General features: G+C 30.9%; 24 protein-coding genes. 2 read left to right on the top strand and 22 right to left on the bottom strand.

Features of this window, described 5'->3' with window-relative positions:
- Positions 1-4: 4 nt before the first annotated feature.
- On the bottom strand, positions 5-736 hold the full coding sequence (fabG, locus tag ACUN3A_RS16095; protein ID WP_445552304.1) for a 3-oxoacyl-ACP reductase FabG: 732 nt from the start codon (positions 734-736) through the stop codon (positions 5-7).
- A gap of 58 nt (positions 737-794) precedes the next feature.
- Positions 795-2,315, bottom strand: coding sequence for an HAL/PAL/TAL family ammonia-lyase (locus ACUN3A_RS16090; RefSeq protein WP_445552303.1), 1,521 nt, complete (start codon positions 2,313-2,315; stop codon positions 795-797).
- 202 nt (positions 2,316-2,517) lie between these two features.
- Between ACUN3A_RS16090 and ACUN3A_RS16085 the strand changes: the two genes are divergently transcribed.
- Both ACUN3A_RS16085 and ACUN3A_RS16080 read left to right on the top strand, forming a co-directional pair.
- Positions 2,518-3,585 (top strand): methyltransferase, encoded by a 1,068-nt coding sequence (locus ACUN3A_RS16085; RefSeq protein WP_445552302.1) that lies wholly within the window; start codon positions 2,518-2,520, stop codon positions 3,583-3,585.
- A 97-nt stretch (positions 3,586-3,682) separates the two neighbouring features.
- Positions 3,683-4,939, top strand: a complete 1,257-nt coding sequence (locus ACUN3A_RS16080; protein ID WP_445552301.1) for an NAD(P)/FAD-dependent oxidoreductase — start codon at positions 3,683-3,685, stop codon at positions 4,937-4,939.
- 68 nt (positions 4,940-5,007) lie between these two features.
- On the opposite strand, the gene fbp is transcribed toward ACUN3A_RS16080, so the two are convergent.
- The 20 genes from fbp to ACUN3A_RS15980 all read right to left on the bottom strand — a co-directional run bounded on the left by fbp (position 5,008) and on the right by ACUN3A_RS15980 (position 26,098).
- Positions 5,008-6,027, bottom strand: coding sequence for a class 1 fructose-bisphosphatase (gene fbp / locus ACUN3A_RS16075; RefSeq protein WP_445552300.1), 1,020 nt, complete (start codon positions 6,025-6,027; stop codon positions 5,008-5,010).
- Positions 6,028-6,450: 423 nt separating this feature from the next.
- The gene (locus tag ACUN3A_RS16070; RefSeq protein WP_445552299.1) at positions 6,451-6,654 is read right to left on the bottom strand and encodes a hypothetical protein; all 204 of its coding nucleotides are present in this window, start codon (positions 6,652-6,654) and stop codon (positions 6,451-6,453) included.
- A gap of 148 nt (positions 6,655-6,802) precedes the next feature.
- Positions 6,803-6,961, bottom strand: coding sequence for a hypothetical protein (locus ACUN3A_RS16065; protein ID WP_445552298.1), 159 nt, complete (start codon positions 6,959-6,961; stop codon positions 6,803-6,805).
- Positions 6,962-6,978: 17 nt separating this feature from the next.
- Complete coding sequence (locus ACUN3A_RS16060; protein ID WP_445552297.1) at positions 6,979-8,379, bottom strand: exopolysaccharide biosynthesis polyprenyl glycosylphosphotransferase; 1,401 nt, start codon at positions 8,377-8,379, stop codon at positions 6,979-6,981.
- The gene (locus ACUN3A_RS16055) at positions 8,369-8,785 is read right to left on the bottom strand and encodes a VanZ family protein (RefSeq protein WP_445552296.1); all 417 of its coding nucleotides are present in this window, start codon (positions 8,783-8,785) and stop codon (positions 8,369-8,371) included. The genes ACUN3A_RS16060 and ACUN3A_RS16055 overlap by 11 nt, the downstream gene beginning before the upstream one ends.
- 287 nt (positions 8,786-9,072) lie before the next feature.
- Positions 9,073-11,388, bottom strand: coding sequence for a polysaccharide biosynthesis tyrosine autokinase (locus ACUN3A_RS16050; protein ID WP_445552295.1), 2,316 nt, complete (start codon positions 11,386-11,388; stop codon positions 9,073-9,075).
- Between the two features lie 160 nt (positions 11,389-11,548).
- Positions 11,549-12,319, bottom strand: a complete 771-nt coding sequence (locus tag ACUN3A_RS16045; RefSeq protein WP_445552294.1) for a polysaccharide biosynthesis/export family protein — start codon at positions 12,317-12,319, stop codon at positions 11,549-11,551.
- A 115-nt stretch (positions 12,320-12,434) separates the two neighbouring features.
- Positions 12,435-13,181: a glycosyltransferase family 2 protein gene (locus ACUN3A_RS16040; RefSeq protein ID WP_445552293.1), complete on the bottom strand. Its 747-nt coding sequence runs from the start codon at positions 13,179-13,181 to the stop codon at positions 12,435-12,437.
- Positions 13,182-13,385: 204 nt separating this feature from the next.
- Positions 13,386-14,330 (bottom strand): UDP-glucuronic acid decarboxylase family protein, encoded by a 945-nt coding sequence (locus ACUN3A_RS16035; protein WP_445552292.1) that lies wholly within the window; start codon positions 14,328-14,330, stop codon positions 13,386-13,388.
- Between the two features lie 10 nt (positions 14,331-14,340).
- Entirely contained in the window at positions 14,341-14,886 is a 546-nt protein-coding gene (locus tag ACUN3A_RS16030; protein ID WP_445552291.1) for a WcaF family extracellular polysaccharide biosynthesis acetyltransferase, read from the bottom strand.
- A gap of 6 nt (positions 14,887-14,892) precedes the next feature.
- Positions 14,893-15,975: a glycosyltransferase gene (locus ACUN3A_RS16025; protein WP_445552290.1), complete on the bottom strand. Its 1,083-nt coding sequence runs from the start codon at positions 15,973-15,975 to the stop codon at positions 14,893-14,895.
- Positions 15,972-17,144, bottom strand: a complete 1,173-nt coding sequence (locus ACUN3A_RS16020; RefSeq protein ID WP_445552289.1) for a glycosyltransferase — start codon at positions 17,142-17,144, stop codon at positions 15,972-15,974. Before ACUN3A_RS16020 ends, ACUN3A_RS16025 begins: the two co-directional genes overlap by 4 nt.
- Positions 17,145-18,443, bottom strand: a complete 1,299-nt coding sequence (locus tag ACUN3A_RS16015; protein WP_445552288.1) for a hypothetical protein — start codon at positions 18,441-18,443, stop codon at positions 17,145-17,147.
- 13 nt (positions 18,444-18,456) lie between these two features.
- Entirely contained in the window at positions 18,457-19,701 is a 1,245-nt protein-coding gene (locus ACUN3A_RS16010) for a glycosyltransferase family 4 protein (protein WP_445552287.1), read from the bottom strand.
- Positions 19,698-20,780, bottom strand: a complete 1,083-nt coding sequence (locus ACUN3A_RS16005; protein ID WP_445552286.1) for a hypothetical protein — start codon at positions 20,778-20,780, stop codon at positions 19,698-19,700. Before ACUN3A_RS16005 ends, ACUN3A_RS16010 begins: the two co-directional genes overlap by 4 nt.
- Positions 20,777-21,751 carry a glycosyltransferase family 10 domain-containing protein gene (locus tag ACUN3A_RS16000; RefSeq protein ID WP_445552285.1) on the bottom strand — a complete coding sequence of 325 codons (975 nt, stop codon included), beginning with the start codon at positions 21,749-21,751 and terminating at the stop codon, positions 20,777-20,779. The genes ACUN3A_RS16005 and ACUN3A_RS16000 overlap by 4 nt, the downstream gene beginning before the upstream one ends.
- Positions 21,752-21,886: 135 nt before the next feature.
- The gene (locus ACUN3A_RS15995) at positions 21,887-22,693 is read right to left on the bottom strand and encodes a glycosyltransferase family 2 protein (protein WP_445552284.1); all 807 of its coding nucleotides are present in this window, start codon (positions 22,691-22,693) and stop codon (positions 21,887-21,889) included.
- 82 nt (positions 22,694-22,775) lie between these two features.
- Positions 22,776-23,339: an acyltransferase gene (locus ACUN3A_RS15990; protein WP_445552283.1), complete on the bottom strand. Its 564-nt coding sequence runs from the start codon at positions 23,337-23,339 to the stop codon at positions 22,776-22,778.
- Complete coding sequence (locus tag ACUN3A_RS15985; RefSeq protein ID WP_445552282.1) at positions 23,323-24,639, bottom strand: polysaccharide biosynthesis protein; 1,317 nt, start codon at positions 24,637-24,639, stop codon at positions 23,323-23,325. The genes ACUN3A_RS15990 and ACUN3A_RS15985 overlap by 17 nt, the downstream gene beginning before the upstream one ends.
- Before the next feature lie 46 nt (positions 24,640-24,685).
- Positions 24,686-26,098 carry a UDP-glucose 6-dehydrogenase gene (locus ACUN3A_RS15980; protein ID WP_445552281.1) on the bottom strand — a complete coding sequence of 471 codons (1,413 nt, stop codon included), beginning with the start codon at positions 26,096-26,098 and terminating at the stop codon, positions 24,686-24,688.
- Positions 26,099-26,212: the final 114 nt, after the last annotated feature.

The following is a 26,212-nucleotide window of genomic DNA, read 5'->3' as shown; positions in this document are numbered from 1 at the left end:
ATATTTATGAATAAATTCCACCATTAATATTTATCACTTCACCAGTAATATAACTTGACTTTTTAGACACTAAAAAACTAACTAAATCGGCTACTTCTTCGGCTTCTCCAAAACGATTTACCGGTACTAATTTTATTAATTCAGTTTCATCAAGTCCACTGGTCATATCCGTTTTTATAAAACCAGGAGCTACTGCATTGACAGTAATATTTCTTTTGGCTACTTCTTGGGCCAAAGCTTTAGTCGCTCCTATTACTGCACCTTTGGCTGCCGAATAATTGGTTTGCCCTGCAGTCCCTTTAACCCCCGACAAAGACACCATATTTACAATTCGGCCATATTTATTGCGCAACATTTTTTGCATGAAAAAATTAGTCACATTAAAAAAACCATTCAAACTGGTATCCACAACACTCGACCAATCTTCTTGGCTCATCCACATAAATAAACCATCCTTGGTAATTCCTGCATTATTAACAAGAACCTCTACAATAGCTTTTGGATTATTCTCTTGCCATTGCGTTAGTACTGATTTAACCTCATCAAAATTAGCAACATCAAATTGTAAAATTTCGCCTGTAGCGCCATTTTCAATTACTTTTTCTAAAGTTGCTTCAGCGGCTTTTTTATTGGAATGATAATTAATCAAAATATGATAATCAGTATCTAAAGCTAATTTTTCACAAATAGCGCTACCAATTCCTCTCGAACCGCCCGTTATCAATGCACATTTCATAAGTTAATTTTAGATTTTAGATTTTAGATTGCTTATTGAAAACAGTCTCCATTCTAAATTAATTATTAATCAAATACTCTTTTACCTTTTGTACAAAAGGATACATTACCTGATCTTTTTCGAATCTTGGAATAATTACACGAATATCATCGTATATTTTTCTAGTGATAGATGAAATTTGATCTTTTTGTTCTAAATAATCGATTGCTTGAACAATGGTAATTAATTCAATAGCCAATACTTCAAAAGCATTCTCTATAACTTTAGCAGTAATTACGGCAGCATTTGTCCCCATACTTACAATATCCTGATTGTCATTATTATTTGGAATACTGTGAACGTACATAGGATTTGATAACATCTGACTTTCGGCAGTAGTTGAAGTTGCTGTAAACTGGACTCCCTGCATTCCGAAATTAAAACCTAGCGTTCCTAAATTTACAAATGGAGGCAAAATTTCATTGATTTTTGAATTCAGTAAATAATTCAACTGTCTTTCGGCAAGCATTGTCAATTTAGTAATAACAATTTTCAGTTTATCCATTTCCAAAGAAATATAATCTCCGTGAAAATTACCGCCATGATACACATGTTGGTTTTTTACATCAATAATTGGATTGTCATTTGCCGAATTAAATTCTTCTTCAAGTATAGAAGCTACATTCGTAATAGTTTCCAATACTGGTCCCAAAATTTGAGGAACACAACGTAAAGAATAATATTCCTGAACTTTTTCTTTAAAAACATCTTCAGTGTTTTCGCCAGAATATAAATGATCTTCTCTTTTTCTAATTAAAGCGCTATCAGCAAGATTTGAACGCATTCTAGAAGCTATTTCTCGTTGTCCTTTATGACGCTTAGTATTGTTTAATTCTTCCGAAAAATGATCATCATAAGCTTGAACAATTTCATTAATAGCACCCGAAAATTTAACAGACCAATCTAGTAATTTATTAGCATGATGTATATTTACAACTCCTATTCCTGTCATTACTGAAGTTCCGTTCATTAACGCCAAACCTTCTCTAATTTCGACTTGAATAGGTTCTAATTTCTCTATTGCAAAAACTTCTTGCGTAGGTCTTCTTTCTCCTTTATAAAAAACTTCTCCTTCACCTATAAGTACCAAAGCCAAATGAGCTAATTGTACTAAATCGCCACTAGCTCCTACTCCGCCATGCTCAAAAATCAAAGGAGTAATATCTCTGTTGATTAACTCTTTCATCAAATAAATTACCGAAGGATGAACTCCTGAATATCCCAATGAAAGTGTATTTAATCTGGCTAATATTGCCGCCTTAACACAAGTTGCATTTAATGGTTTTCCTGTACCTGATGCATGACTTCTAATTAAATTATATTGTAATTGAATGCGGTCTTCGTCCTTAATACGATATTGCGCCATTGGACCAAAACCAGTATTAACACCGTAAATAATTTTATTAACCGAAAATTCTTTTAAAAAATCAAAACTTTCATTAACTCTGTCCAAAACAACCTGACTGATATCTATTTTAGCATTATCGAAGATTACAGATTCAAACTCTTTTAGACTTAAATATTCTTTTATAGTATTCATTCAACAAGTTATTTTTTAAAACTAAATATATTACAATTTAATTTTTATTTAGAATTTAATGTGGTTAATTTGAATAAACAAATGTAGCACAATATCGCTAAAATTAGTAAATCAATATTTTTTTTTGCCCTATCGTTAAAATCAAATCATAACTACAAGAAAAACAAACACATACAAAACAACTTAAAATATCAAAATAAAAATGAAAGATTTTGGTTCAGATAAGAAAAGTGTTATACAAGCAAATTTAGATGCTCAAAAAATTGCCTTTGGTCCAATTATGTTTCAAGCGGCAAAATCGCTTAGGAATCTAGGAATCTTAAACTATTTATTTGATCACAACAAAGGCAGTATAGAAACCATAGCCTCGGCATTAAACTTACCTGTTTATGGTGTAAAAGTTTTGCTAGAAGCAGGTTTAAGCTTAGAAATGGTTTACTTAAAAAACAATGAATTTATACTAACAAAAACTGGATATTTTATACTAAGGGATAGACCAACGAATGTCAATATGGATTTTACTCAGGATGTTAATTATTTAGCGATAAATCATCTGGAAGAATCCATCGTAAATGGTAAACCTGAAGGATTAAAAGAATTAGGAAACTGGGATACCATTTATATTGGCCTATCTGAACTGCCTGAAAAAATTAAAAAAAGCTGGTTTGATTTTGATCATTTTTATTCAGATTCTACTTTTCCAGATATTCTGCCAATAGTATTTAACTCTCATCCTAAATCTCTTTTGGATGTTGGAGGAAATACAGGGAAATTTGCTTTATTATGTACTAAATATGACCCAACGGTTAAAATAACTATTTTGGATTTGCCTGGTCAAGCCAATGTAGCTCGAAAAAACATTGCTGATGCTGGTTTACAAGATAGAATTTCGGCTGTTGATACTAATTTATTAGACAATAGTATTCCTTTTCCAAAAGGACATGATGTTATCTGGATGAGCCAATTTATTGACTGTTTTTCATTGGAAGAAATAAAAGGACTTTTTAAAAGAGCTTATGAAGCCCTGTCTCATGATGCCAGTTTTTATATTCTGGAAACCTTTTGGGACTTACAACAATTTCAATCTTCAACTTATAGTTTGCATGCAACTTCTTTATATTTTACAGCGGTTGCCAATGGGAACAGCCAAATGTTCCATTCTAATGATATTTTAAAAATAATTGGGGAAGTAGGTTTTGTTGTAGATGAAATGCACGATATGATTGGAATGAGTCATACGCTTATTAAATGCAAAAAAAGAGTTTTATAAATTGATAAATCTTTAAATTTGTGTAATCTTTTTATAACGGCTTAATACTCGTTATATAAATATCTTCCTCTTTTTAAAAATATAATTCCTATCAAAAATGGTACAAGAATTCGTAGATGTTTTAATTATTGGAGCAGGTCCTTCGGGATGTGTTTCTGCTTCTTATCTTCATAAAAAAGGGATTAAAATTAAAGTTGTCGAAAAAACAAAATTCCCTAGAATTGTAGTTGGCGAAAGTCTTATTCCCAGAGTAATGGATCATTTTTCCGAAGCTGAATTATTCGAAAGTTTAGATGCTATGAACTTTGAAAAAAAGCTAGGTGCCCGATTCATAAGAGGTGAAGAAATTTGTGTTTTCGATTTTAGCAAAAAATTTTCCGAAGGTTGGGATTGGACTTGGCAAGTTCCCAGAGCCGATTTTGATAATACTATGGCTCAGGAAGTCATTCGAAAAGGCATTGATTTGGAATTTGAGTCGGAAGTAATTTCGGTAACTTTTGAAGGAAAAAATTCAACTACCATTGTTAAAGATAAGAATGGGATTTTAAAAGAGATTCATGCTAAATTCATCATCGATTCTAGCGGTTACGGAAGAGTTTTACCAAGGCTTTTGGATTTGGACACACCTTCAAAACTAGATCCACATTCCTCTATTTTTACACATGTGGTCGATCATAACCGCCCCGAAGGTGAAGAAGGAACAATGATTTCATTTGACATTCTTGAAACTCAGGTTTGGTTATGGGTTATTCCGTTTTCGAATGGTAACACTAGCTTGGGTGTTGTAGGACCAACTGATTTTATTAATTCACTTTCTACAAATAAAGACAATACCGAAGCCTTAAAAAATGCAATTCAGCTTTCTGATTATTATATTAAACGTTTCGCAGGTATTGATTTTCTTTTTGAACCTATCAAACTAGAAAACTACTCTAGGTCTGTCAAAAAAATGTATGGTGATGGATTTGCATTAACAGGAAACAGTTCGGAGTTTTTGGATCCCGTGTTTTCATCTGGTGTGGCATTTGCAACCGAATCAGGAATGCTTGCTGCCAAATTATTTCTAAAAGAATCACAAGGTATTGCAGTAAATTGGGAAGAAGAATTTTCAGGATATATGAAACGTGGAATTGCAGTTTTTACCACTTATGTAAAAGAATGGTACACAGGAAACCTGCAAACTTTATTTTTTCATCAGCCCGAAAATCCTGATGTGAAAAGAAAAATATGTGCTGTACTTGCTGGTTATGTTTGGGATGAGGAAAATCCTTTTGTAAAAAAACATGACAATCTTATAAAAAACATGGCACACATTATTGAAATGGAGAGTCAAAAAACAAAAAACCCTAGTTGACACTAGGGTTTTTCGTTACAATTCTTTTATTGAAACTTTTGTATATCACCAATAAAATCAATCCTCAATTAATATTTACTAAATTGAGCTTTAGATATAAATTCTTCTACTTTCTCAACCATATTAATACTTCCACTATAAAAAGGTACTCTTTCGTGTAGGCTCGTAGGTTCAATCTCCATTATTCTTGTAACTCCATCAGATGCTTTACCTCCAGCTTGTTCCGTTATAAATGCCATTGGATTGCATTCGTACAAGAGTCTTAATTTTCCGCTTCTGGACTTAGTGCTTGTAGGATACATATAAATCCCGCCTTTGAGCATGTTTCTATGCATATCTGAAACAAGACTTCCAATATATCTTGAAGTATAAGGTCTATCTCCTTCTTCTTGTTGACAATACTTAATATAGTCCTTAACTCCTTGTGGAAAACGAACATAATTTCCTTCGTTTACTGAATATATACTTCCATCTACTGGAAATTTAATTTTTGGATGAGACAGATAAAAAGACCCAATCGCTGGATTTAAAGTAAATCCATTAACCCCATGCCCCGTAGTATAAACAAGCATTGTGGAAGTCCCATAAATAACATATCCTGCAGCAACTTGGTTTATCCCAGGCTGCAAAAAATCTTCTAATATAACAGGAGTTCCTACTGGAGATATTCTTCTATAGACCGAAAAAATGGTTCCTACAGAAACATTCACATCAATATTAGATGAACCATCCAGTGGATCCATTAAAAGTATATATTTATTATTGTTGCCATTATCTCCTCCTTGAACAGTAATAAAATCATCATTTTCTTCAGAGGTAATACCACATACAATTTGGCGATTTATTATTGTTTCAATAAAAACTTGATTCGCATACACATCTAATTTTTGTTGGTCTTCTCCTTGAACATTCTTCTCTCCTACTCCTCCTACAATATCTACCAAACCAGCTTTATTTACTTTGTGGCTAACTACTTTAGCAGCTAATTTAATTGAGTTAAAAAGACGTGATAACTCGCCAGATGAGTATTTAAACTCCTTTTGATTTTCAATAATAAATTCGCCTAATGTTTTGTTGTTGCCTTCCATTTCAAGTTCATTTTTAAGTATAAATAATATAAATCCTCACTTTTAATTTAATTTTCAACCCTAAATAAATAACTGTTTTTCAAGCTTTCTTTTATTACAAGCACTTGCAATGGCAATTAATTCCATACGCAAGCTATGCCTATATACATAACATAAGCGCAAGTTAAAATCGTTGGTTGAATGAAATTTACTTCAGTTGTTGGTACAGACTTTGCATGACCTTAACTAATCAGTAAATAATGGAATAATAGTTTGTAGTATAGCTTTTTGATTTTAAGAATTCAAAAAAATGCTTCTATTTTACTTAACAAAAAGTTATAAAAACGAAGTTACCTATTCGTATAAATAATTTACCCAGACTTAATATGCCATTTGGATTCATTTTATACATGAATATCCATGGGAAAACTTATCAAATAAAATCTATATGCCAGCAGTAAAATTTGGTGTTTTGATAGAATCTAAATTTTTTAATTTTTTAATTTTATCATTCAATTTTAAAATTCGATCCAATTGTTTTTGTTGAATGGTGTATTTCGTATAATATTTATACAATTCTTTTCCAATAAAAAACGTGCTCACAGAAACTCCTGTAAGTAAACCAATGAAGTAATAAGTAATGTCCATAATTTCTATTTTTTTTTAGTTAAAAGCATTTTTATCCCTTTTAGGGTTACAATAATTGTTTAATAAATTTAATATCAGCAATTGTAGGTAAAATGCGTGAAATTATATAAGAATATATGATAGCATTAAGATTTGGGTTTTTAACAGACTACATGTTTTTAATTTGATCATTCAATTTTAGAATTCGATCTAATTGCTTTTTTTGAATGGTATATTTAGTATAATATAAATACAATTTTTTACCAATAAAAAATGAGCTTACGAAAACTCCTGTGAGTACACCAATGAAATAATAAATAATATTCATGATTTCTATTTTTTTAGTTAAAAAGCATTTTCATCCCCTTTCAGGGTAACAATAACTGTTAAAAAACAGATTTTAATATCAGTAATCAGACTCCAACTTTGTACATATTTGATATCTGTAGTAACGCGACGTTTCATATCAGATACTTCTTTAGTTTCGCCTCTAAGCCCCGAAACCTGAGCCAGACCCGTAATACCTGGTTTGACAAAATGACGAACCATAAAATTATTAATATGATCATTGTAGTCTGTAGTATGTTTAATCATGTGAGGTCGTGGTCCAACAACACTCATATTTCCCATCAAAACATTAAAGAATTGAGGCATTTCATCCAAACTGGTACGCCGGATAAATTTACCAATTGGAGTGATTCGTGAATCTTCTTTTTTAGCTTGCTGGCTTTCGTCGCCAACATTCATATACATGCTTCGAAATTTATAACACCAAAAAGGTTCATTTTTTTTGCCCGTTCGCATTTGTTTGAATAAAACCGGGCCTTTACTTTGCTTTTTAATAAGAAATGCTAATAAAGGATATAACCATGACAAAATAAAAACAATAACAAAAAGACTGAAAACAATATCAAAAACTCTCTTTATCAATCTATTATAAGCATTTTGCAAAGGCTCATAACGAGGCTTAATAACATGGAAATTATTTAAATGGCTAGAGCTAAAGTGTTTTTTTGAAATTGATGAAAAATCAGGAACAAATTTCAAACGCATACAATGCTTATCACCAAGCTCAAAGAAATAATTCAGATCTGAAATAAAATCAGGCTTCGATACAATATATAATTCATTGATATTGTCTTTAGATGCATTGTGAATAGCTTCCGAAAGTTCTAAAGTAAAATCTTCATTATTTGCATACTCAACAGACGAATTTTCATTGAGAATACCCACAAAGTCAATAAAAAAAGAATTACTTTCTAAATGCGAAGCTAATTCAATACTTGTTTTATTAAATCCCCAAATTGCAACTGTATACCGTTTAAAAACCCATCTTTTAATTCTCCCAATAACTAGTGTAAACAAAACTCTGGATAACAAAAAATAGAACAGTAAAAAACTTAATTGAAACAAATTAGCCTTACTTCCGAAGAAGTATAACACATCATCCTGAAAAATAAAAATATATCCTTGCCATATAACTCTTTGTGTCAGGAAAGCACGCCAACTATTGCGATAAAAATATTCTAAACTAAAAAGAACATCTACTTGATACAGTTTAAAATAGGTTACCGAAAATAGCCAACTCAAAATTGTAATAGGAATCATTTTATTAAGAAATAAAGTATTCCAACCTACATGTTCCTCATTCGCAATCTGCAAAAATATCAAAGTGCCAAGTAACATAGCAGCCATATCTACTATGGCACAGCAAATGATAAAAGTAAATTTATGTCTATTTCGCATCTCTCAATCTCATTTTGTAAAATAAATTATATAATAAAGCTCCACATAAGCTTCCAATAACTCCAAAATAGATATCCATTAAATCTGGGTTTCTTCCTTTAATTAGAAATTGACCACATTCTGCAATAGAAGCAATAGCACCTGCCACGCCTAAATTTTGCATGAAAATCAAATTTTTATTTACATCCATTTTGTTTATATTTTTCCTTTGTGAATAAACTTCTAATAAATAACCAAAAGCAGTAAAAGGAATTGCTGTACGTAAATTGTAATAATGATTACTCCAATCCAAAAGCCATTTTGGTAAATAAGTTTCAGAACTCATGTTAGAATCTGGCAGCCATGAATAGTAAAAAACCAATATAACAACAATAGACATTGGAAATAGAATTAATTTTTTTGACATTTTTAAAAATAATTTTAGATAAAAAACAATTAGTTACATTTATATAATGAATATCACATCATCATTAACAATCTCCTTTTGGAGGAAATAAATGTATAGTTAAATTTCATTAAAACCAATTCACATCGATGAATCTACCAGAATTATCGATGTGAATCATAATGAGATTTATTTTTTCCTTAATTCACTATCGTAAAAAAGAACTTACTATTATTTTTTTTTTAGAACTATCACTAACCAATTAAAAATGAAATAAATAAAATATAAAAAAAAGGAACTTGATAAAATTATGCTTTTTTAAACCAAGGTTTTTTCACTTTCTTTTCTTGATAACTATAAGTGTAACTATATCCATAAACGCTTTTTTTGTTTATTCCATTAATGACAATACCAACATTTTTTAATTGTCCTTTCTTTATGAAATTATTAAGCTGAACTAGTGTATTTCTATCCGAGTAATTGGCTTTTGTAACAAACACTGTCACATCAGCCAAATAACTAAAATTAAGCGTATCAGAAACTACCTGAACCGGAGCCGAATCTATAATTATAAAATCATATAGCTTCTTTGCCTCTTCAAGTAAAATTTCAAAATTAGAATTGGTTAATAACTGCGCCGGATTAGGAGGAATTTCTCCTGAAAATAAGGTGTCCAGATTTTCTGAAAAATTATTATTTTTCACTAAAAAGCTCTTCCAATCTTCATTGTTATCATGTAAAAAGTTAGACAACCCTGTAATACTTTTTTCAACATTAAAATAGTCGTGCAACTGAGGATTTCTTAAATCAGCACCAATGAGCAAAACTTTTTTATTAAGATTACTTATCGTTATTGCGTTGTGAAAAGCACAAAATGATTTCCCTTCTCCCTGAATAGACGAACAAACTAATATTACATTTCCTTTTTGATCGCTTTTTTGAGGTAATAAATAGGAAATATTAGAAAACAAGGTGCGGGTTGCTTCTGCAATAATAGAACGAGAAGTTGCTGAGTTATCTAATATTTCATTAGCATTTATTTTAGGAATAATTCCTAAAAACGGAATATCAGCAAGTTCTCCATTTAGATCTTCTTGACTATGAATTTTTGAATCCAACTGAAAACTTAGATAAATAATACCAAACGGTAATAGAAACCCAAACAAAATAGCACCCAGCATAAAAGGCTTAGGTTTTGGAAAAATAGCAGAATAATTTGTTACAGGAGAATCTAGTATGCTTAAATTTGATTCTAAAATAGCACCATTCAAAATTGCTTCTTCCCTTTTTTGTAATAAAGCCAAATAAGTTTCCTCTTTTAAGCTCAAATTATTATTAATATTCCCTAATTCTTTGTCTTTTGTGGGAATACTTTTTGCTTCAGAAACTGCATTATTTTGTTCTATCTTATTTACTACATTAGTCTGGTTTAAATAGGTCAAATAATCTCCTAACGAGTTTAATATTGCTTGTTTTTGAATTTTTAACTGCCCCACTAAACTCAAGTAAGCCGGATTGTTTTTTTGTGCTCTCTGCAAAAGTAATTCACTCTCCATAAGCCTTGAATTATAATTTTGGAGCATTTGATTGACAGACGGAAGATCTAAATTATAATCTGTTCCTAAGGCCGCCGAATTACTACTTCTACCAATATCACTTATAGCAAACTTTGTCAGTGCTATTTGTTTTTCATTAAGTAATGAATTAGCAGTCTTAGTAGTTTTTTCATCAGTTTTAGTAGTAATATATTGATCTAAAACATATATGTTATTATTGCGTAAATAATTTTCTTTGATATTCTCGATTGAATCTTTTTCTTTTGTAAAAACAGATATTCTCTTATTTAAATAAGCAATTGTTTTTGTTAACTTTTTTTGTTTATTAGCAATCATATCTTTATCCAATAAGTCGATAAGTTTGTCTAATATTTTTCTAGAAAGCACAGGATTAGTTCCTGTATGACTCAAAAGCAAGTTCGTATTTGGGCTTTCATACGAAACTATATCTAGAGCTAGTTTTAAATCTTTTATTACCATTCCGGTAGGTTCAAGAGTTACAACATATTCTTTATCTATATAATTTGAAAGATTCTTTTTAGCGTTAGAAGTTAGCTCAATTGAAAAAGGTACACCTGCAAAAACACGACTTATGGTATTGCTACGTACTAAATAATGCTTTTCTGTAGAAGGATCGCTTAGTATAAATCCTTCTTTTACTACTTTAATATTATAAGCTATATCTGGTAACGAATCATTAGAGATGTATGTTTTTAATTCAAATGGAACATCATAAACTACTTTATTTTCGATATATCCTTTCTCAAAATAATTAATATTGAGTTTTAAATCAGTAATAATTTTTGACAAAAAATCATTCGAAGTAATAAACATTTTTTCTTCTTGTAGCCCATCTTCTTTTTCATCTTTAGCATTGCTATTATTACTAGTATTTATTATTTCTGCTTCTTTTTCTTTCTTAATATCAATATTAATTAGGGCAGTAGTTTCATAAGAAGGTGATACTGCACGAATATAATAATACGCAGAACCCACACATAGAATTAAACTAACCAAAAACCATGGCCAATATTTAAAATATTTAAAAAGTTCTTTTTTAGAATCCATAGTATTTTTATTTAATTTGATAAAATCGTATTAATAACAAGCTGATGTTTGATAAATAGGCGATACTAATCTGATATAAAATTAAAATCAGCATTCACATATAAAATTAAACTAACCATAATCAAGTTTAATACTTGAAAAATCATTTTTAAAATCTCTGCTAATTGTTCTTAATTGCTAAGAATAAAGCCGTAAAGGAAAGTACTAAACCTAAGAATTGTATTGGATCTTTGATTAAACCTCCACTATTCACTTTTAACGTATTTGCCGTTATAATAATAATATCATTTTGTCTTATTCGATAATTTGGATTAGACAGCCAAGAGGCCGTAGTCAAGTCAATATGATACACTATACGCTTTCCATCTAACTCTCTAATAAGTTTTACATCTTTTCGAATCGCCGAATAAGTAAGATCTCCTGCCATTCCTATTGCATCTAGTAAACTAACGGACTCTTCTGAAAAAGGTTTTACACCTGGAGAGTTCACTTCTCCCAGAATGGTAAATTTATTATTAAGAACCCGAACCCGTACAGTTGGGTTTATTAAATAGCCCTCATTTATTAGACGACCTTTTATTATGCCCTCCACATTGGTTGGGGTAAAACCTCCCACTTTAATTTCATTCAAAATCGGCATAGTAATATTGCCTTGAGGAGTAACTAAATAGCCTTCCAACTTCATTATTTCTACTGATGTTTCTGAAGTAGAAGTTCCTGCATTATTATTAAAAGGAGCTGCTACTAAAGGATTTACATCACCGATATCAATTTTTAAAATATCGTTAGGCTGTATTTTAGTACTTGTATAATTTAAGGTCGAATTTGAATACTTATCTAAATCCTGTACATACAGCATATTTTTCTTGGTGGTACAAGATTGCAGCATCAATAAAAACAATAAAATGATAGAAAAGGAGATTTTTTTCATGGTTATTATAGTTTTATATTAGTATTCCAAATATAATCTTAATATTATAAAAATAATAAGAATACTTTTAGTATTAAAAAAGAAAAGTGAAGAGCTAAATATTTATAGTTACCTATTAATGAACCAAATACTGTCTTAAAGCTATCGTTTTTTTAAGAAATACAGCTTGAATTGCGGTTAAGCCGTGGTATTTATATATTTTGTAATCTTCATATAAAACTTCCAAAGCACGCTTAGTGTTTGTGCTCATGCCTCCCATTCGCATTTTAACAATATAAACATTGATGTAGGTCATTTTAATTTTGTATTTATACAAATAGCGTAGTAAAAATTCGGTATCCGAAGCTATTTTAAAATTAAGGCTATATAATCCATATTTATCGATTACTGATTTCTTCAAATAAACGGTAGGATGTAAAGGCAACCAGCCATCTTTGACTTTATTGAGACTAAAAATACCCCCAATGCGATTTCTAATCAGGCGCTCTTCCGCATCATTTGACACATAAACACCATTGCCGTAAACACCTTCTGTATTTGTGTAAAACTCAAAACGTGCTACTATTCTACTAATCGTTTTCGAATCATAAAATTCATCATCAGAATGCATCAAACCAATAATATCGCCTGTTGCTAATTTGATTCCTTTATTTATAGCATCATACATTCCTGAATCGGGTTCTGAGATGTATTGACTTATTCTATCTTGATAAGACTCAATAATTTCTTTTGTCCCATCTGTAGAGTTGCCATCAACAACAATATATTCAATATTCTCATAATTCTGTTGCAATACACTTTTAATAGCTTTTTCGATAGTAGCTTTTCGATTGTAACACACGGTTATTATAGTGACTTTCATAATAAATGATTTTTAAGATTAAATAATAATTTTAGAAATTATAGAGTATAAAAAGCTGATCCCTCAATACTAGATTTAGGAAAAAGCAGTAAAAAAAAATTAAGATATTTTTAGAAATTATAGGATGTAAAAAGCTCATCCCTCAATACTATATTTTAGGAAAAAGCAGTAAAAAAATTAAGATATTTTTTTAAAAGAATTCGTTTATTGATTTGACAATAGTTTGTCAAAATAGCTGATTGTAGTAATCAAGCCTTCTCGCAATTGTATTTTGGGTTCCCAGCCGTTTAGTTTCTCCTTAGCTAAAGAAATATCTGGTTGCCTCTGTTTAGGATCATCTTGCGGCAAATCCATGTGAATAATTTTTGATTTAGAACCTGTCAATTCAATAACGGCTTGTGCCAATTCGAGCATCGTAAATTCATTAGGGTTACCTAAATTTACTGGTCCTAAAAATGATGATTCAGAACCCATCATTTGAATCATTCCTTCTACTAAATCATCAACATATTGAAATGAGCGGGTTTGTAAACCATCCCCAAAAATGGTAATATCTTTTCCCTGTAATGCTTGTACAATAAAATTAGACACTACTCTACCATCAACTGGATTCATATTAGGACCATAAGTATTAAAAATCCGAATAATTTTAATGGCTACTTTATTTTGATTGTGATAATCCATAAACAAGGTCTCGGCACAACGTTTTCCCTCATCATAACACGATCGAATACCAATTGGATTCACATGTCCCCAATAACTTTCGGTTTGGGGATGCACGAGAGGATCACCATATACTTCGCTAGTGCTGGCTTGCAGCACCTTTGCCTTGACCCTTTTTGCTAAACCTAAAACATTTATGGCTCCCATAACAGAAGTCTTTATCGTTTTAATTGGGTTGTACTGATAATGTACAGGCGATGCAGGACAAGCTAAATTATAAATCTCATCAACCTCAGCATAATAAGGCTCTGTAATATCGTGGCGTACCATTTCAAAATAAGGATGATCTATTAGATCAATAATATTGGATTTGGCTCCTGTAAAGTAATTATCTAGACAAATCACTTCATTACCTTCATTCAACAATCTTTTGCACAAATGTGAACCAACAAATCCAGCTCCTCCAGTTATTAGTATTTTTTTCATTTTAATTGTTTTAATATTTTCTTTCTCTAATAAATGTAGCTGGATTACCTTGATAAATACCAAAGGATTTTAAATCCTTTGTAGCAACTGATCCAACAGTCAAAATCGATTCGTCTTCACAAACTACCCCGGGACAAACCACAGATTTTGCTCCTATCCAAACCCCATTTCCAATGCAAATGGGTTCGTTTCTATAATCAAAAGAAGTAGATCTATAATCGTGATTTCCTGTTAATAACAATGCTCCTTGTGATAAACACGCATCATTGCCAATTGTTACTTTATCTAAATTATCGATCCAAACCCCCTCACCAATCCATACATCATTACCAACAACCAACTTCCAAGGAAATTTAATATTTACATTAGGTTTAATTACAACACCTTGTCCTATTTTAGCACCAAAAGATCGTAATAAAAGAACTTTAAAACTCATAAATATGAACCATGAATTTTTCAAAAAAAGTGCATTAAAAAAAATCCATATAAATTGAGTCAGTTTCCCTTTTCCTTTATCGTAATTATTTGTTTTAAATGTTTTAAGTGCTACGCCCATCGAATTTTAATTATTTAAAATCTTTTCGTATAATTTTTTAATGTCTATTCCTATTTTATTTATGTTGTATTTATCTTCAATCAATTTCATCGCATTTGCTCCCAATTCCTTTAGTTCAAGAGTGTCCTTTGAAAATACAGTCGTTAACGTGCTACTCAACCCTGATACAGACAAATCAATCCACCAACCGCATTTATGTGTATTTAAATCCTCCCAAGGAGTTCCTTTTGTGGTAATTACAGGTACACCTACTGCTAAAGCTTCTGCCACCACGATACCAAAATTCTCACTATGAGTGGGCAATACCATTATATCAGCTGATCTTAAAAAACGCCATTTTTCTTCTCCGTATTTTGCTCCCACAAAATGTACATTGGCAATATCATTGGCACTTTGGGTTAAATTTTGTATGTAATTGGCATCACCATTTCCTGCTATTTCCAATGACCATCCTTGGGTGTTAGTTGCACGCCAAGCTTCTAACAATAACTCAATTCCTTTTTTGGGATGAATTCGAGATAAAAAAATCACTTTTTTAGTTCCGTATAATTCTTTTTTCTTTTTAATTTCACTTAAATCAATTCCGTTTGGAATAACAGTAAGTTCGTTTGTATACCCTAAGTTCCTGACACTTTCTTTTTCCATTAGTGCTGTAACATGTATATGTTCGGCTCTCCTAATAGCTTTATTTTGGTATAAAAAAAGGCCTATTTTTTTTTTCCAAGGATTATGAGCCAAAATCCAAGGTTCAAGCATACCATGTGGTGACAAAACAACTTTAATACCTAGCTCTTGTGCTACTTTTTGAAAACCCCAATTTTGGGGAGTCCAAATACCATTAATATGTACAATGGCAGGATTTTCTTTTTCTAAAAAACTTCGAAATTCATTTAAAAGACTAAACCAACGCAAAACTTTATTATCAAAAAAATGAATTTTAATACCCTCAATATTTATAGGAGATGCTGAAAGTCCAGTAGCTACAACTAAATCAAGATTTGATTTTAATGCGTTGGCCAATAAACGCATATATTCGGTTGTACCTCCAGCTGTTTTGTCTATGCTCTCAATATAATGAATGACTTTCATTCGTTTAGTAAAATTTGTTGATATACTTTTTCAATCGAATTCACAAAACCTTCAGCTCTAAATTCTTTTGATCGCAAAATCGATTTTTGAATTGCTATCCTATTTTCTTCTGGAGTTAACTGCATCACTTTTTCTAATTCTTTAGCGGCTATGCTTTTCCAATTGACTATTTCTTCTGAATTAAATATTTTTTTAGGAATATAAAAACCTGCATCTGCCGCCACTTCTTTCATCGGGTCTTCATTTGTTGTAATTACCAAAGTACCCGAAGCCATTGCCTCTACTATTGGCCAACCGAAACCTTCATATAAGGATGGAAAAACCATAACGGAAGCACCTTGATAGAACAGTTGCAATTGCAAATCATCAATATTTGTTATAAAATAAATAGATTTTGAAACTATTGACTTTTCTTTAAATGAAATCAATTCTTCAGATGGTGGTTCACCAACCAAAATTAAAGGAACATTTGCTTTAAAATCTTTGGCCCATTGGTCATAAATTTCAATTACCCCTAATTTATTTTTATAAAATGCATTTCCACCTACATGAAGAATATAACCTTTAGATAAATCGATATTGTATTTATTTGTAAGTAATTCACGTGGTTCTATTTTACTTTTTGATGGTTCAAAATTTTGATTTAAACCATTATAAACAACCTTTGAAATTTTTGGTGGTTTAGTCAAAAAAAAATGTAAATCCGTTTGAGTTTTAATAGAAATACTGATAAAATTTTCTGCTTTACAATATCCCCAACGGATAAATTTTTGATAATACTTACCTGTTATGCCCACTTTATTTTCTGGCAATAAACCAAAAGCAGATTGTTGTGCCAAAAAATCATGGCAATGTATCACATGATATCTTTTTCTAACTAAAGGTACCCAAGGACCTAATGCATTATCAGCAAAAACAAATAAAGTATTTTTACTACAACTGAGTAATCGTAATTTTACAATAATTGGAAAAACTACATATTGATCTAAATAGCCCATCCACTTTTCTAAGAAAGAATTATTAAAAGCAAGTTTAATGAAAAAAGCTTTAGGACTCCATATTATCAATTCATGTCCTTTCTGTAGCATACCTTTTTCAATCATCTTGGCAAAACGTGGCATGCTTTGATGAGCTAAAAAGGACGGATGGGTAAAAAGTACAATTTTCATTTATTCGGCTTTCTTTTTTAAATTTATACTTGCATCTAACAACCCTGCAGCAATAACACTACAACCCAGCATACTAGGTTGAGCCCATTGCCCTTGAGTTATTAAAAACAAAGCCGAACCGCAAAATGCTAAGGGTAGCAACTTGTATGTTCCAGGCAACTTAATGGATTTATAAAACAAACTTATTGCCAAAAGCAACCTTAATGCGATAAGTCCTCCACCTAAAATAAGACCTTGCTCTCCTGCCACCCGTCCTAATTCACCTTCTGAAATTAAGAATTTTACCTTTCCAGTTAACATTTGTGACCCTGCATTGGTACCCATCCCAAGATTACCAATAAATAATGGAGATTTTAATAAATTAATTATAGGATCCGTAAATCCACTTAATGCTCTTCCAATGAAAGAACTATTTTGACCTTTTTCTACCACACTGGCTTCGTCTACTCTACTCATAAAAACTTCGGTTCCGAGACTAAAAACAGAAGTAGTTTTTTGTAATACAATAAATAAGCTTATAATTATTACTACCATAAATAATACCCTAAATATTGATTTAAAACTAGTAGAAGATCCAATAAAAGCAAATAAACCGACTAACATAACACCTCCTACTGCTGTTCGACTTACAGTAAGCGGTAAAGCTATCAACAATGCTATGGTACTTGAAATAAGTAAAATCTTAGAACAAAACTCTTTTGACAACCAAAAATAAAATACAAATACAGAAACCAAAATATAGTAAGATGACAATCCTGTAGTAAATGAAAAAGTCCCTGAAGGACGAAAATATCCTCTATACCCTGTAAAACCAGCACTACCTTCACCACCAATTCCAATATTGATAAAAGCTGTTTGAGGACTAATAAATTGTAAATAGACAATTAAAGTTACTAGAATATTGACTGCCAACATCACACGTCCCATTTTTAATAAATCCTCTTTTGTGAAAACGGAACCAATAATAAAAATTAATGGAAAATGGAGCAACATAATCCTAGCCCCGTAAAGACCTACAAATATATTACCATGTCCAAAAGTAAGTGTGATAATAAAAGATAATATAGTTATAATAAAGCTGACAACTATATATGGATTTACAAATTTTACATCCAAATAGAAAGCCCTTAAAATTATATAAATAGCTATTGGATCACGTACTACCAATAAGGGAGTAGACAAGCTAGGCAAAATCCATTTACGTAAAGCCCCTTCAAAAATCCAAAGTAAAAAATACAACCAAATGGCTATCTTTATTGAATTATACTTTGAATTTTCTTGTTCTGTAATTGTATTCATTAATCCTATTTGTTTATAAAATCTTTAAAGAAGAAAGTGCATCAGCCATTTCTTGACCATAAACCGACCATGGTCTAGTTTGAGCTTTTTGTCGTGCCGCCAGTCCAAATTGTTCTATTATTTCTGGTGTTTCAAGTATTTTGGTAAAGACTTCTTTTATTGCCACTGAAGAGCCTGCTTCTACAATCCATCCATCCTCTCCACTCTTGATTATATCTGGCCCCGCTGTACGGTCTGTTGTAATAACAGGCACACCTTGAGACATTGCTTCAGTAATTACCAAACCAAAACCTTCAAAAAGTGAAGGGAAAACGAAAACATCATGTTCGCGCATACAAGCTAACACTTGGTCATGAGATAAGGATGGAATCCATTTATGTTTTTCCAAGGATAGATTCAATACATCGCAATTAGCTACTGCTTTATGTCCAACGATAGTTAACTCCACTTGGTTTTGTATTCCTTCAACTGCATCAAATAAATACGAAAGCCCTTTTCGTTGTGATAAGCCACCTATAAATAAGACTTTAAGTTTTCTATTGGCAAGCGATTGGTACTCTTTTTTTTGCTTTACCTCTGGAAAACCATAGGGGATTACTTTTATTTCGGGCAAATTTCCTGAATACTCTGCCAATGTTTTTTTAGTAAAACTACTAGCCACAAAAATAACATCTGCCAAAGCCAATTCTTGGTCTTTAATATTCAATTTGTCTGATGAGTCATTAAAACCAGTAAGTGTGCTTGACCATTCGGGATTGACATCAAATTCTTTTTGCATTAACGAACGAGCACTTTTCCAATACCCAATGGGTAAGTCATAAATACAATAAAGCCCCAATTGTTTTGCTTTTGTAAAAGTGGCTAACGCTCCATCTTCATAAGCATACACTCCTGATAGTCCTTCTTTTTTTGCTTGAGTTAGACTATTGGCTACCCATTTATCGTGGTTTTGGTAAACTTTATCTACACAAAAAAATCCTTTTTCATGTTTTACAAAATATTCTAAATGTAATTTAGAAGCTAATAAACGGCCAAACTCAAAAAATGATTTCGATTGCGTATAGGGTTGCCAAGTTTTATCTAAACTTCTTCTTTTTAAATCTTTTAATTTAGGATTGCTACCTAATTTAAATAATAATTGACCTGGAAATATTGCAATTGTTGTAAATAATTTAAAAAGTAGTTTGCTTTTTAATAACCCTATCACCAAATTTTTTGAGTTTGCATTTAAAGTAGGATGAGATATTATTATCTTCATATTTTGGAAATTGAATTAATAAATTGATTTGCCAAACTGTCTAAATTAAATGCCTCAACGTCCGTTGGAATTATATTCAAATTATTTTTTTTATACTTTATAATTTGTGGAATAGTATACTGCCCTTTAGTTGGTGTCCATTTGCGCGAAACACTAATAGTATTTATTTGATGCTCTTTATATGCTGCATAAACTCCACTTTTTTCTGTCTGAAAATAAGGTGTAGTTGATATTCCAAAATCGCTATTTATAAGTACTTCTGATATTGTATTTTCAGATTGTAAGCCCAAAACTTCATGACAAATATTAAAACTTTCAAGTAATGTTGTAAAAGTGGTCAGTTCTGAGCCGTTTTTACCAATAAAAATAAATTTTATTGGTTTTTTAAACCTATTTGAGTGAGTTATTAAATCTTCAACAAAATCTTTAAAAGGAGCTCCAGGATGAATAGTGCCAAACAAAACAAACTGGGTAAATTCATTGGATTCGTTTTTTATAGTTGTCACGGGAATATTACCGCAAATAGGCAAAATGTCCGCATCAATATTATGTAATTGAAGAAAAAATTGGTATAATTTATTTTGTGTACTGATAAAATATGGCTTAGTATCATAAACCGTTTTTTTAACTATTGATTGCTGCAATTTACCAATACATTTGTGTCTAAATGAAGACTCCATATCTATTCCTAACCACAATTCATGAAACATAATATGCCATTTGTGATTTCCCTTTAATTTCTTTAAGAACGAAGGCAACCAAAACGGCAATCCCTTAGGATTAAAACTATAAGGTACAAATTGTAAACTAATCCAATCGGGTTGAAATTCATTTAAAACATCTTGTGACCAAATGAAACGTTGATTATTTGAAGTTAATATGGGTATTCGATTCACTAAAACTGTAGTTTTTTCTACAACTTGATGTTCAGCAGTAAAAGAAATAACTTGATAATCACATAAAGCTAAAATCTGAACTTCGTGGCCTTTTCTTATTAGTTCGCCACAAAAACGGCGAGTATAATCGCCTACCCCATCTTTACCAGGTTCAGCAGATCCACAAAAGAAGATGATTTTCATTTATTAATTCGCTCTAAAAATTTATCAATAGACTCATCGAACTTAGAATAATTCATTTTCATAATGGATTCATTGTATACATTTATACATTTTTCCATCCTTTCGCGCCATAATTCATAGGTGAGGTTGACAGTGTAGTCAATCAAATCATCACTGTTTTTAAATTCAGATGCATCAATAAAAGAATCTTTTGGAAAAATATCGTAAATAGATGAATCTTTACCCCAATAAATTGGTAAACAACCAGCCTTAATTGAGTGCCAAATTTTCTCAGAAACATAATATTTCCAAAGTGTATTTTCTAGCGCCACATTAAAGCGATGCCCTTTTAATAATTCTAATTTTGAATCCCACCAATTTATATTTCCTGAATCAAAACCTGAATTTTTAATCCCTGATATTTCATTCCAACCTTTTCCTATCACAACTCCAACTCCTCTATCATATGCACGTTGTGCAATTTCTTGTCTTTTTTCATTTAGATCGATACCGATACTAGAATTACTTTTATTAATTTCAGTAAAATCTCTTTTTTGACCTATAAAAATCAGATGTTTAGCATTCTCATATTCTTCTTTATTAAAAATATTTGATGCCAAAATTAGTTCGTCTTTTTTCATTCCTAAATCACATTCATCATCAAAAAGATAACTTGCTAAAAAATGGTAATTATTGAAAAATATTCCTCCATTAAACCCATTAACCACCAAAATTGATTTTAACTTACAAAAATTATAAACTTCTGTTTTAGTATTATCAATAAATAATTCATATTGATGAACAATAATTTTTTTAAAAGGAAATAACAAAGCAGCTTTTTTTGCAATCTCAATATCTCTGCAAATAATCAATTTTGCCAAAAAAGGATTCTTCTTTTCAACAAAACCTTTATTCTTAAGTTTATCCTTAAATTTTTTATTCTCGAAGATTGGTGAATTACCTGTTCCAAAAAGAAAAAAACTATATTTCATGATAATTATTTTAATGATTTTTTAAAAAAATATTTGCTGAAATTTATCAAGGACTATTTTATTCAAAAAATAACAATTTGTGTCATAATAATAAAAAGCTACTTTTATTTAAATACAGTTTGGATAAAATAAGGCTTAGTAAAAAATTAATAAAAAATTATAGTATAAAACTTCTAGGTAATAATGAAATCCTTTAAATCTAAATTTTATTAATTCCTTACCTTCTTTAAAAATTGAACCTATAAACAAATTGATTCGTTCGGTACGAAATTTGAAATTCTTTTTCGTATTTGCTTTTTTAATTGCATAGTGATGACTTCCCATCCATTTTTTATAACTGCCCCATTTACCAGCTCTTCTCCAAGGATGAATAACCTTGGCACTTTCTAAAAAAGTAGTTTTTGCGACTGTTTTCAATCTTTCATAAAAATCAGTATCTTCGAGTGCTGCATATGGAAAACCCTCATCAAACCCATTTATTTTATTAAACACCTCTTTATCGACAGCAATATTACAAGACCAAAAACATCCACCAGTTAAATTTAATGGAGATTGTTCATCAAATCTCTCTTGATGTCTATCGGCATTGATGTATCCTTCGATACCTTGATAAACACCTTTATTTATTTCTTTTAAATACGATAATAGTATGTCCCGATCTGGAAGACAATCATCATCAATAAATATTAGCCAATCACCTTTTGAATATTTTGCTCCATTATTTCTATTAGAAGCAGGACCTTTTTGAGGACCTGATATAAAAGTCACAAAAGGATATTCTTTTTTCAAAATTTCTATTTCTTCATTTATTTTACTATCATCACTTACAATGATCTCATAGTTTGAAGAATCAATAGTTTGAAAATCAGGGATTAAATTATCTAAACATTTTCTCAACAAATCATATCTGTTGTACGTGGGTATTATTACTGAAAGAAACATAGTTTTTATCTTTAATATTAATAAATTGAAAATGATAATTTGTACAATAGAAAACTCAGCATAAAATGTATTTCAAAAAAAATTATTCTCTTTTTTTTATAAACCGAGCGGGCACTCCAGCCCAAACTTCATAAGGTGGAATAGATTTGTTTACTACTGATCCTGCAGCAATGACAGATCCTTGACCAATAGTAACACCTTGCAAAATAATACATGAAGTACCAATCCAAACATCATCTTCAATAATAATCTCTTTACTTGTTATTGGTTGAGAATTAATGTTTGTTTTTCTATTATACTCATGTCCTGTATCATTAAGTGTACATTTACTAGCAATTAAACTGTTATTACCAATAATAATTTTTGTATTACAGACAAACTCACAAGCGTGGCCAATAAACACATTATCGCCCATTTTAATATATGAACTATCATTAAAAGGTTGCCATAATCTAAAATCAACATTATCTTGAATTTCACAATTACTTCCTAAATTAATTTTGTTAGGCCAATCACATTTTATTTTTCCAATTCGCGTGCCTTTTCCAGATTTCAACCCTCTTATTTTAAGAGAAATAACAGCAATTTTATTAACTAAATGAACAACTTTATTATATAGTAAAGCTATTTTAGTTGGTTGTTTCATAGCTGTCATTTTTTATTTGTAGAATTTTATAAATACTGAAAAAAGTAGTTTGTAATAATGCAACTAAACCTAAAAATATATTTAAAAACAAAACACCTTCTAAATTACTTAGGTCTAATATGCTAGCAAAAACAATTATTGCAAACAAATTAATTGTAATTAATACAACTGGTGACAATGCCCAACCCCTACTACTATATAAAGCAAATGAAATTCCAGACAATAAACCAATACAACTGCCTATTATACTTAACAAAAGTTCATAATTTAAACCTTTATAATCTTTACCAAGAATCCAAAGTATTGGTGCAGGAAATAAATAAACTATCAAAATAATTAAACTTAAAATTACTATTAGTGCAAACATAATTTGAACAAAACGTTGCAATAGTATTTTTTTTTCTAATTTCAATTTAGCAAAACGCGGTATAATTAAGGTTGTAATTATAGAAACAAAAACACTAAGTATAACACTTAATCTAGTCAACGCTCCTAACTGAGCCAGAGAGGTAGTATTGCCAAATATAGATATTAACCAAATTGTAATTTGCCCCGAAACACAGTAATAAATTGATGTAGGTAAAATACGTTTAACTAAATCTAATATTTCCTTTTTAATTTCTATATCGGGCTGTTCATCTTTAGAGGCATAAGTATATACAATTTTTCGTAAACCAAAATTTCCCCAAATTCGGGGTATTCCAGCAGCCAAAACAGCTACAAATGCCCAAGGAAATACTAACATTGCAAGTCCAGAAAGTAATAATCTACCTATTCCAACTTCCACTTGATTCCGTTGAAGAGGCAAAATAGTTTGATTTAATTTAGGTATAATTTCTAATAAAGAATCTGACAAAGCTGCATAAAAAGCTGGGATTAAAGCTAAGGCTATAAGTATCGACGTTAACCAACTAGCACCATTATCTAGTAAAAAATAAAATAAAATTGGCACAGATACTAACAAGCTTCCAATTGCAAAATTTTTCCTTAGATTTAAACCTGTAGCTAAAATAATTCCTAATTTTTTTTTATCCTGCCAAACTTTTCCACCTTGTGCCATAACTCCAGTAGTAATCCCACCATCAGCCAGGACTGTCATCGTTCCCAGCATTGTATTTGCTAAAGTGTAAAATGCATATTCATGAACGGGCAACAAACGAATAATTAGAATGCCAGAAGCAAAGCCAACAGCCTGCACAATAATTTGCGCACTTCCAGTAATCGAAATTAATCTCCCCCAACTTACGATTGTATCGTACTTAGGATGCTGTTTGAGTTTTATCACAAATATATCTTTCAAGAGATGGAAATAAAATAGTTAAAATATTTTTTTACAATTGATAATCTTAGCCTTTCCCAATACCCTTAACCTTAAAACCAATTGCCGTTAATTTATTCTCATCCAAAATATTACGCCCATCAAATACAAAAGCAGGTTTGTACATACTACTATAAATGGTATTCCAATCATAGGTTTTAAACTCGTCCCATTCAGTCAGAACAGCGATGGCATGCGCTTGATCGAGAGCTTCTTTTGGGGATTGATATACAAAAATTTGTTTGAGTTTTGATGCTATTTTTTGCTCTGTAAGACCGTTTAATTCCCATAAATAGATCATATCGGCTATAATTTTTGCCTCAGAAACTTTAGGATCATAAACGTGTATTTGAGCTCCATCTTCAATAAGATGTTCGGCTACATAAATTGCTGCTGATTCACGGGTGTCATTAGTGTCTTTTTTGAACGCCCAACCTAAAAAGGCAATTTTTTTATCGCTAACAGTATTAAATAATGAACTAATTATTTTTTTGGCAAAACGGTATTTTTGATAGTCATTAAGGATTATAACTTGCTCCCAATAATTAGCCACTTCGGGCAAATTAAAATAACGACACAAATAAACCAAGTTTAAAATATCCTTTTGAAAACAAGAACCTCCAAATCCTACCGATGCTTTCAGAAATTTAGGCCCTATTCGACTATCGGTCCCGATAGCATTGGCAACTTCGTCAACATTAGCTTCTGTAACTTCGCACAAAGCCGAAAGTGCATTTATAGAAGATATGCGTTGTGCTAAGAAAGCATTCGCTGTTAATTTAGACAATTCAGAAGACCAAACATTAGTTGTTAAAATTTGCTTTGGTGTCAACCAATGAGCATAAACATCAACCAAAGCCTGGATAGCTTCTTTACCTTTTGGGGTTTGTTTACCTCCAATAAGTACCCTATCGGCATTAAATAAATCTTCTATCGCTGTTCCTTCAGCCAAAAATTCTGGATTTGACAATACTTCGAAATGCACTCCATTTCCTGTACTATCAAGAATAGTTTGCAAAGTTTCGGCGGTACGAACAGGTAATGTCGATTTTTCGACAATAATTTTATCGTTTTTAGCTATTCTTGCAATTTGTCGGGCACATAATTCAACGAATTTAAGATCCGCCGCCATACCTTTTCCTTCACCATAAGTTTTAGTTGGCGTATTAACAGCAATAAAAATCATATCTGCAGCATCAATTGCAGCATCAACTTCAGTAGAGAAAAAAAGATTACGACCTCTAGCTTCTCCAACTACTTCTGCGAGTCTTGGTTCGTATACTGGTAGATTATCTAAATTCTCGTCATTCCAAGCTGCAATACGAGTTTCGTTTAAATCGACAACAGTCACTTTAATTTCAGGACATTTTAAAGCAATAACCGACATCGTTGGTCCACCTACATAGCCGGCTCCCAAACAACAGATATTTTTGACTTTCATTTCAATATTTTTTTAGAGATAGGAATTTATAGAAAGTAGTAAAATTTTAAAATGAGAATTACTTTCTTATTGATAAGCAAGTTAAATTCATGTAAAACAGTTGCCTTTTTAGTA

It is taken from the genome of Flavobacterium sp. WC2509, from assembly GCF_052683105.1.
The sequence above is the reverse complement of the archived record's forward strand: the minus strand, read 5'-3'. Positions and strand labels throughout refer to the sequence as shown.

What these genes read in the sequence shown, in the direction of transcription:
- fabG (WP_445552304.1), bottom strand. Translation starts at nt 736, where the DNA reads ATGAAATGTGCATTGATAACGGGCGGTTCGAGAGGAATTGGTAGCGCT.
- ACUN3A_RS16090 (WP_445552303.1), bottom strand. Translation starts at nt 2,315, where the DNA reads ATGAATACTATAAAAGAATATTTAAGTCTAAAAGAGTTTGAATCTGTA.
- ACUN3A_RS16085 (WP_445552302.1), top strand. Translation starts at nt 2,518, where the DNA reads ATGAAAGATTTTGGTTCAGATAAGAAAAGTGTTATACAAGCAAATTTA.
- ACUN3A_RS16080 (WP_445552301.1), top strand. Translation starts at nt 3,683, where the DNA reads ATGGTACAAGAATTCGTAGATGTTTTAATTATTGGAGCAGGTCCTTCG.
- fbp (WP_445552300.1), bottom strand. Translation starts at nt 6,027, where the DNA reads ATGGAAGGCAACAACAAAACATTAGGCGAATTTATTATTGAAAATCAA.
- ACUN3A_RS16070 (WP_445552299.1), bottom strand. Translation starts at nt 6,654, where the DNA reads ATGGACATTACTTATTACTTCATTGGTTTACTTACAGGAGTTTCTGTG.
- ACUN3A_RS16065 (WP_445552298.1), bottom strand. Translation starts at nt 6,961, where the DNA reads ATGAATATTATTTATTATTTCATTGGTGTACTCACAGGAGTTTTCGTA.
- ACUN3A_RS16060 (WP_445552297.1), bottom strand. Translation starts at nt 8,379, where the DNA reads ATGCGAAATAGACATAAATTTACTTTTATCATTTGCTGTGCCATAGTA.
- ACUN3A_RS16055 (WP_445552296.1), bottom strand. Translation starts at nt 8,785, where the DNA reads ATGTCAAAAAAATTAATTCTATTTCCAATGTCTATTGTTGTTATATTG.
- ACUN3A_RS16050 (WP_445552295.1), bottom strand. Translation starts at nt 11,388, where the DNA reads ATGGATTCTAAAAAAGAACTTTTTAAATATTTTAAATATTGGCCATGG.
- ACUN3A_RS16045 (WP_445552294.1), bottom strand. Translation starts at nt 12,319, where the DNA reads ATGAAAAAAATCTCCTTTTCTATCATTTTATTGTTTTTATTGATGCTG.
- ACUN3A_RS16040 (WP_445552293.1), bottom strand. Translation starts at nt 13,181, where the DNA reads ATGAAAGTCACTATAATAACCGTGTGTTACAATCGAAAAGCTACTATC.
- ACUN3A_RS16035 (WP_445552292.1), bottom strand. Translation starts at nt 14,330, where the DNA reads ATGAAAAAAATACTAATAACTGGAGGAGCTGGATTTGTTGGTTCACAT.
- ACUN3A_RS16030 (WP_445552291.1), bottom strand. Translation starts at nt 14,886, where the DNA reads ATGGGCGTAGCACTTAAAACATTTAAAACAAATAATTACGATAAAGGA.
- ACUN3A_RS16025 (WP_445552290.1), bottom strand. Translation starts at nt 15,975, where the DNA reads ATGAAAGTCATTCATTATATTGAGAGCATAGACAAAACAGCTGGAGGT.
- ACUN3A_RS16020 (WP_445552289.1), bottom strand. Translation starts at nt 17,144, where the DNA reads ATGAAAATTGTACTTTTTACCCATCCGTCCTTTTTAGCTCATCAAAGC.
- ACUN3A_RS16015 (WP_445552288.1), bottom strand. Translation starts at nt 18,443, where the DNA reads ATGAATACAATTACAGAACAAGAAAATTCAAAGTATAATTCAATAAAG.
- ACUN3A_RS16010 (WP_445552287.1), bottom strand. Translation starts at nt 19,701, where the DNA reads ATGAAGATAATAATATCTCATCCTACTTTAAATGCAAACTCAAAAAAT.
- ACUN3A_RS16005 (WP_445552286.1), bottom strand. Translation starts at nt 20,780, where the DNA reads ATGAAAATCATCTTCTTTTGTGGATCTGCTGAACCTGGTAAAGATGGG.
- ACUN3A_RS16000 (WP_445552285.1), bottom strand. Translation starts at nt 21,751, where the DNA reads ATGAAATATAGTTTTTTTCTTTTTGGAACAGGTAATTCACCAATCTTC.
- ACUN3A_RS15995 (WP_445552284.1), bottom strand. Translation starts at nt 22,693, where the DNA reads ATGTTTCTTTCAGTAATAATACCCACGTACAACAGATATGATTTGTTG.
- ACUN3A_RS15990 (WP_445552283.1), bottom strand. Translation starts at nt 23,339, where the DNA reads ATGAAACAACCAACTAAAATAGCTTTACTATATAATAAAGTTGTTCAT.
- ACUN3A_RS15980 (WP_445552281.1), bottom strand. Translation starts at nt 26,098, where the DNA reads ATGAAAGTCAAAAATATCTGTTGTTTGGGAGCCGGCTATGTAGGTGGA.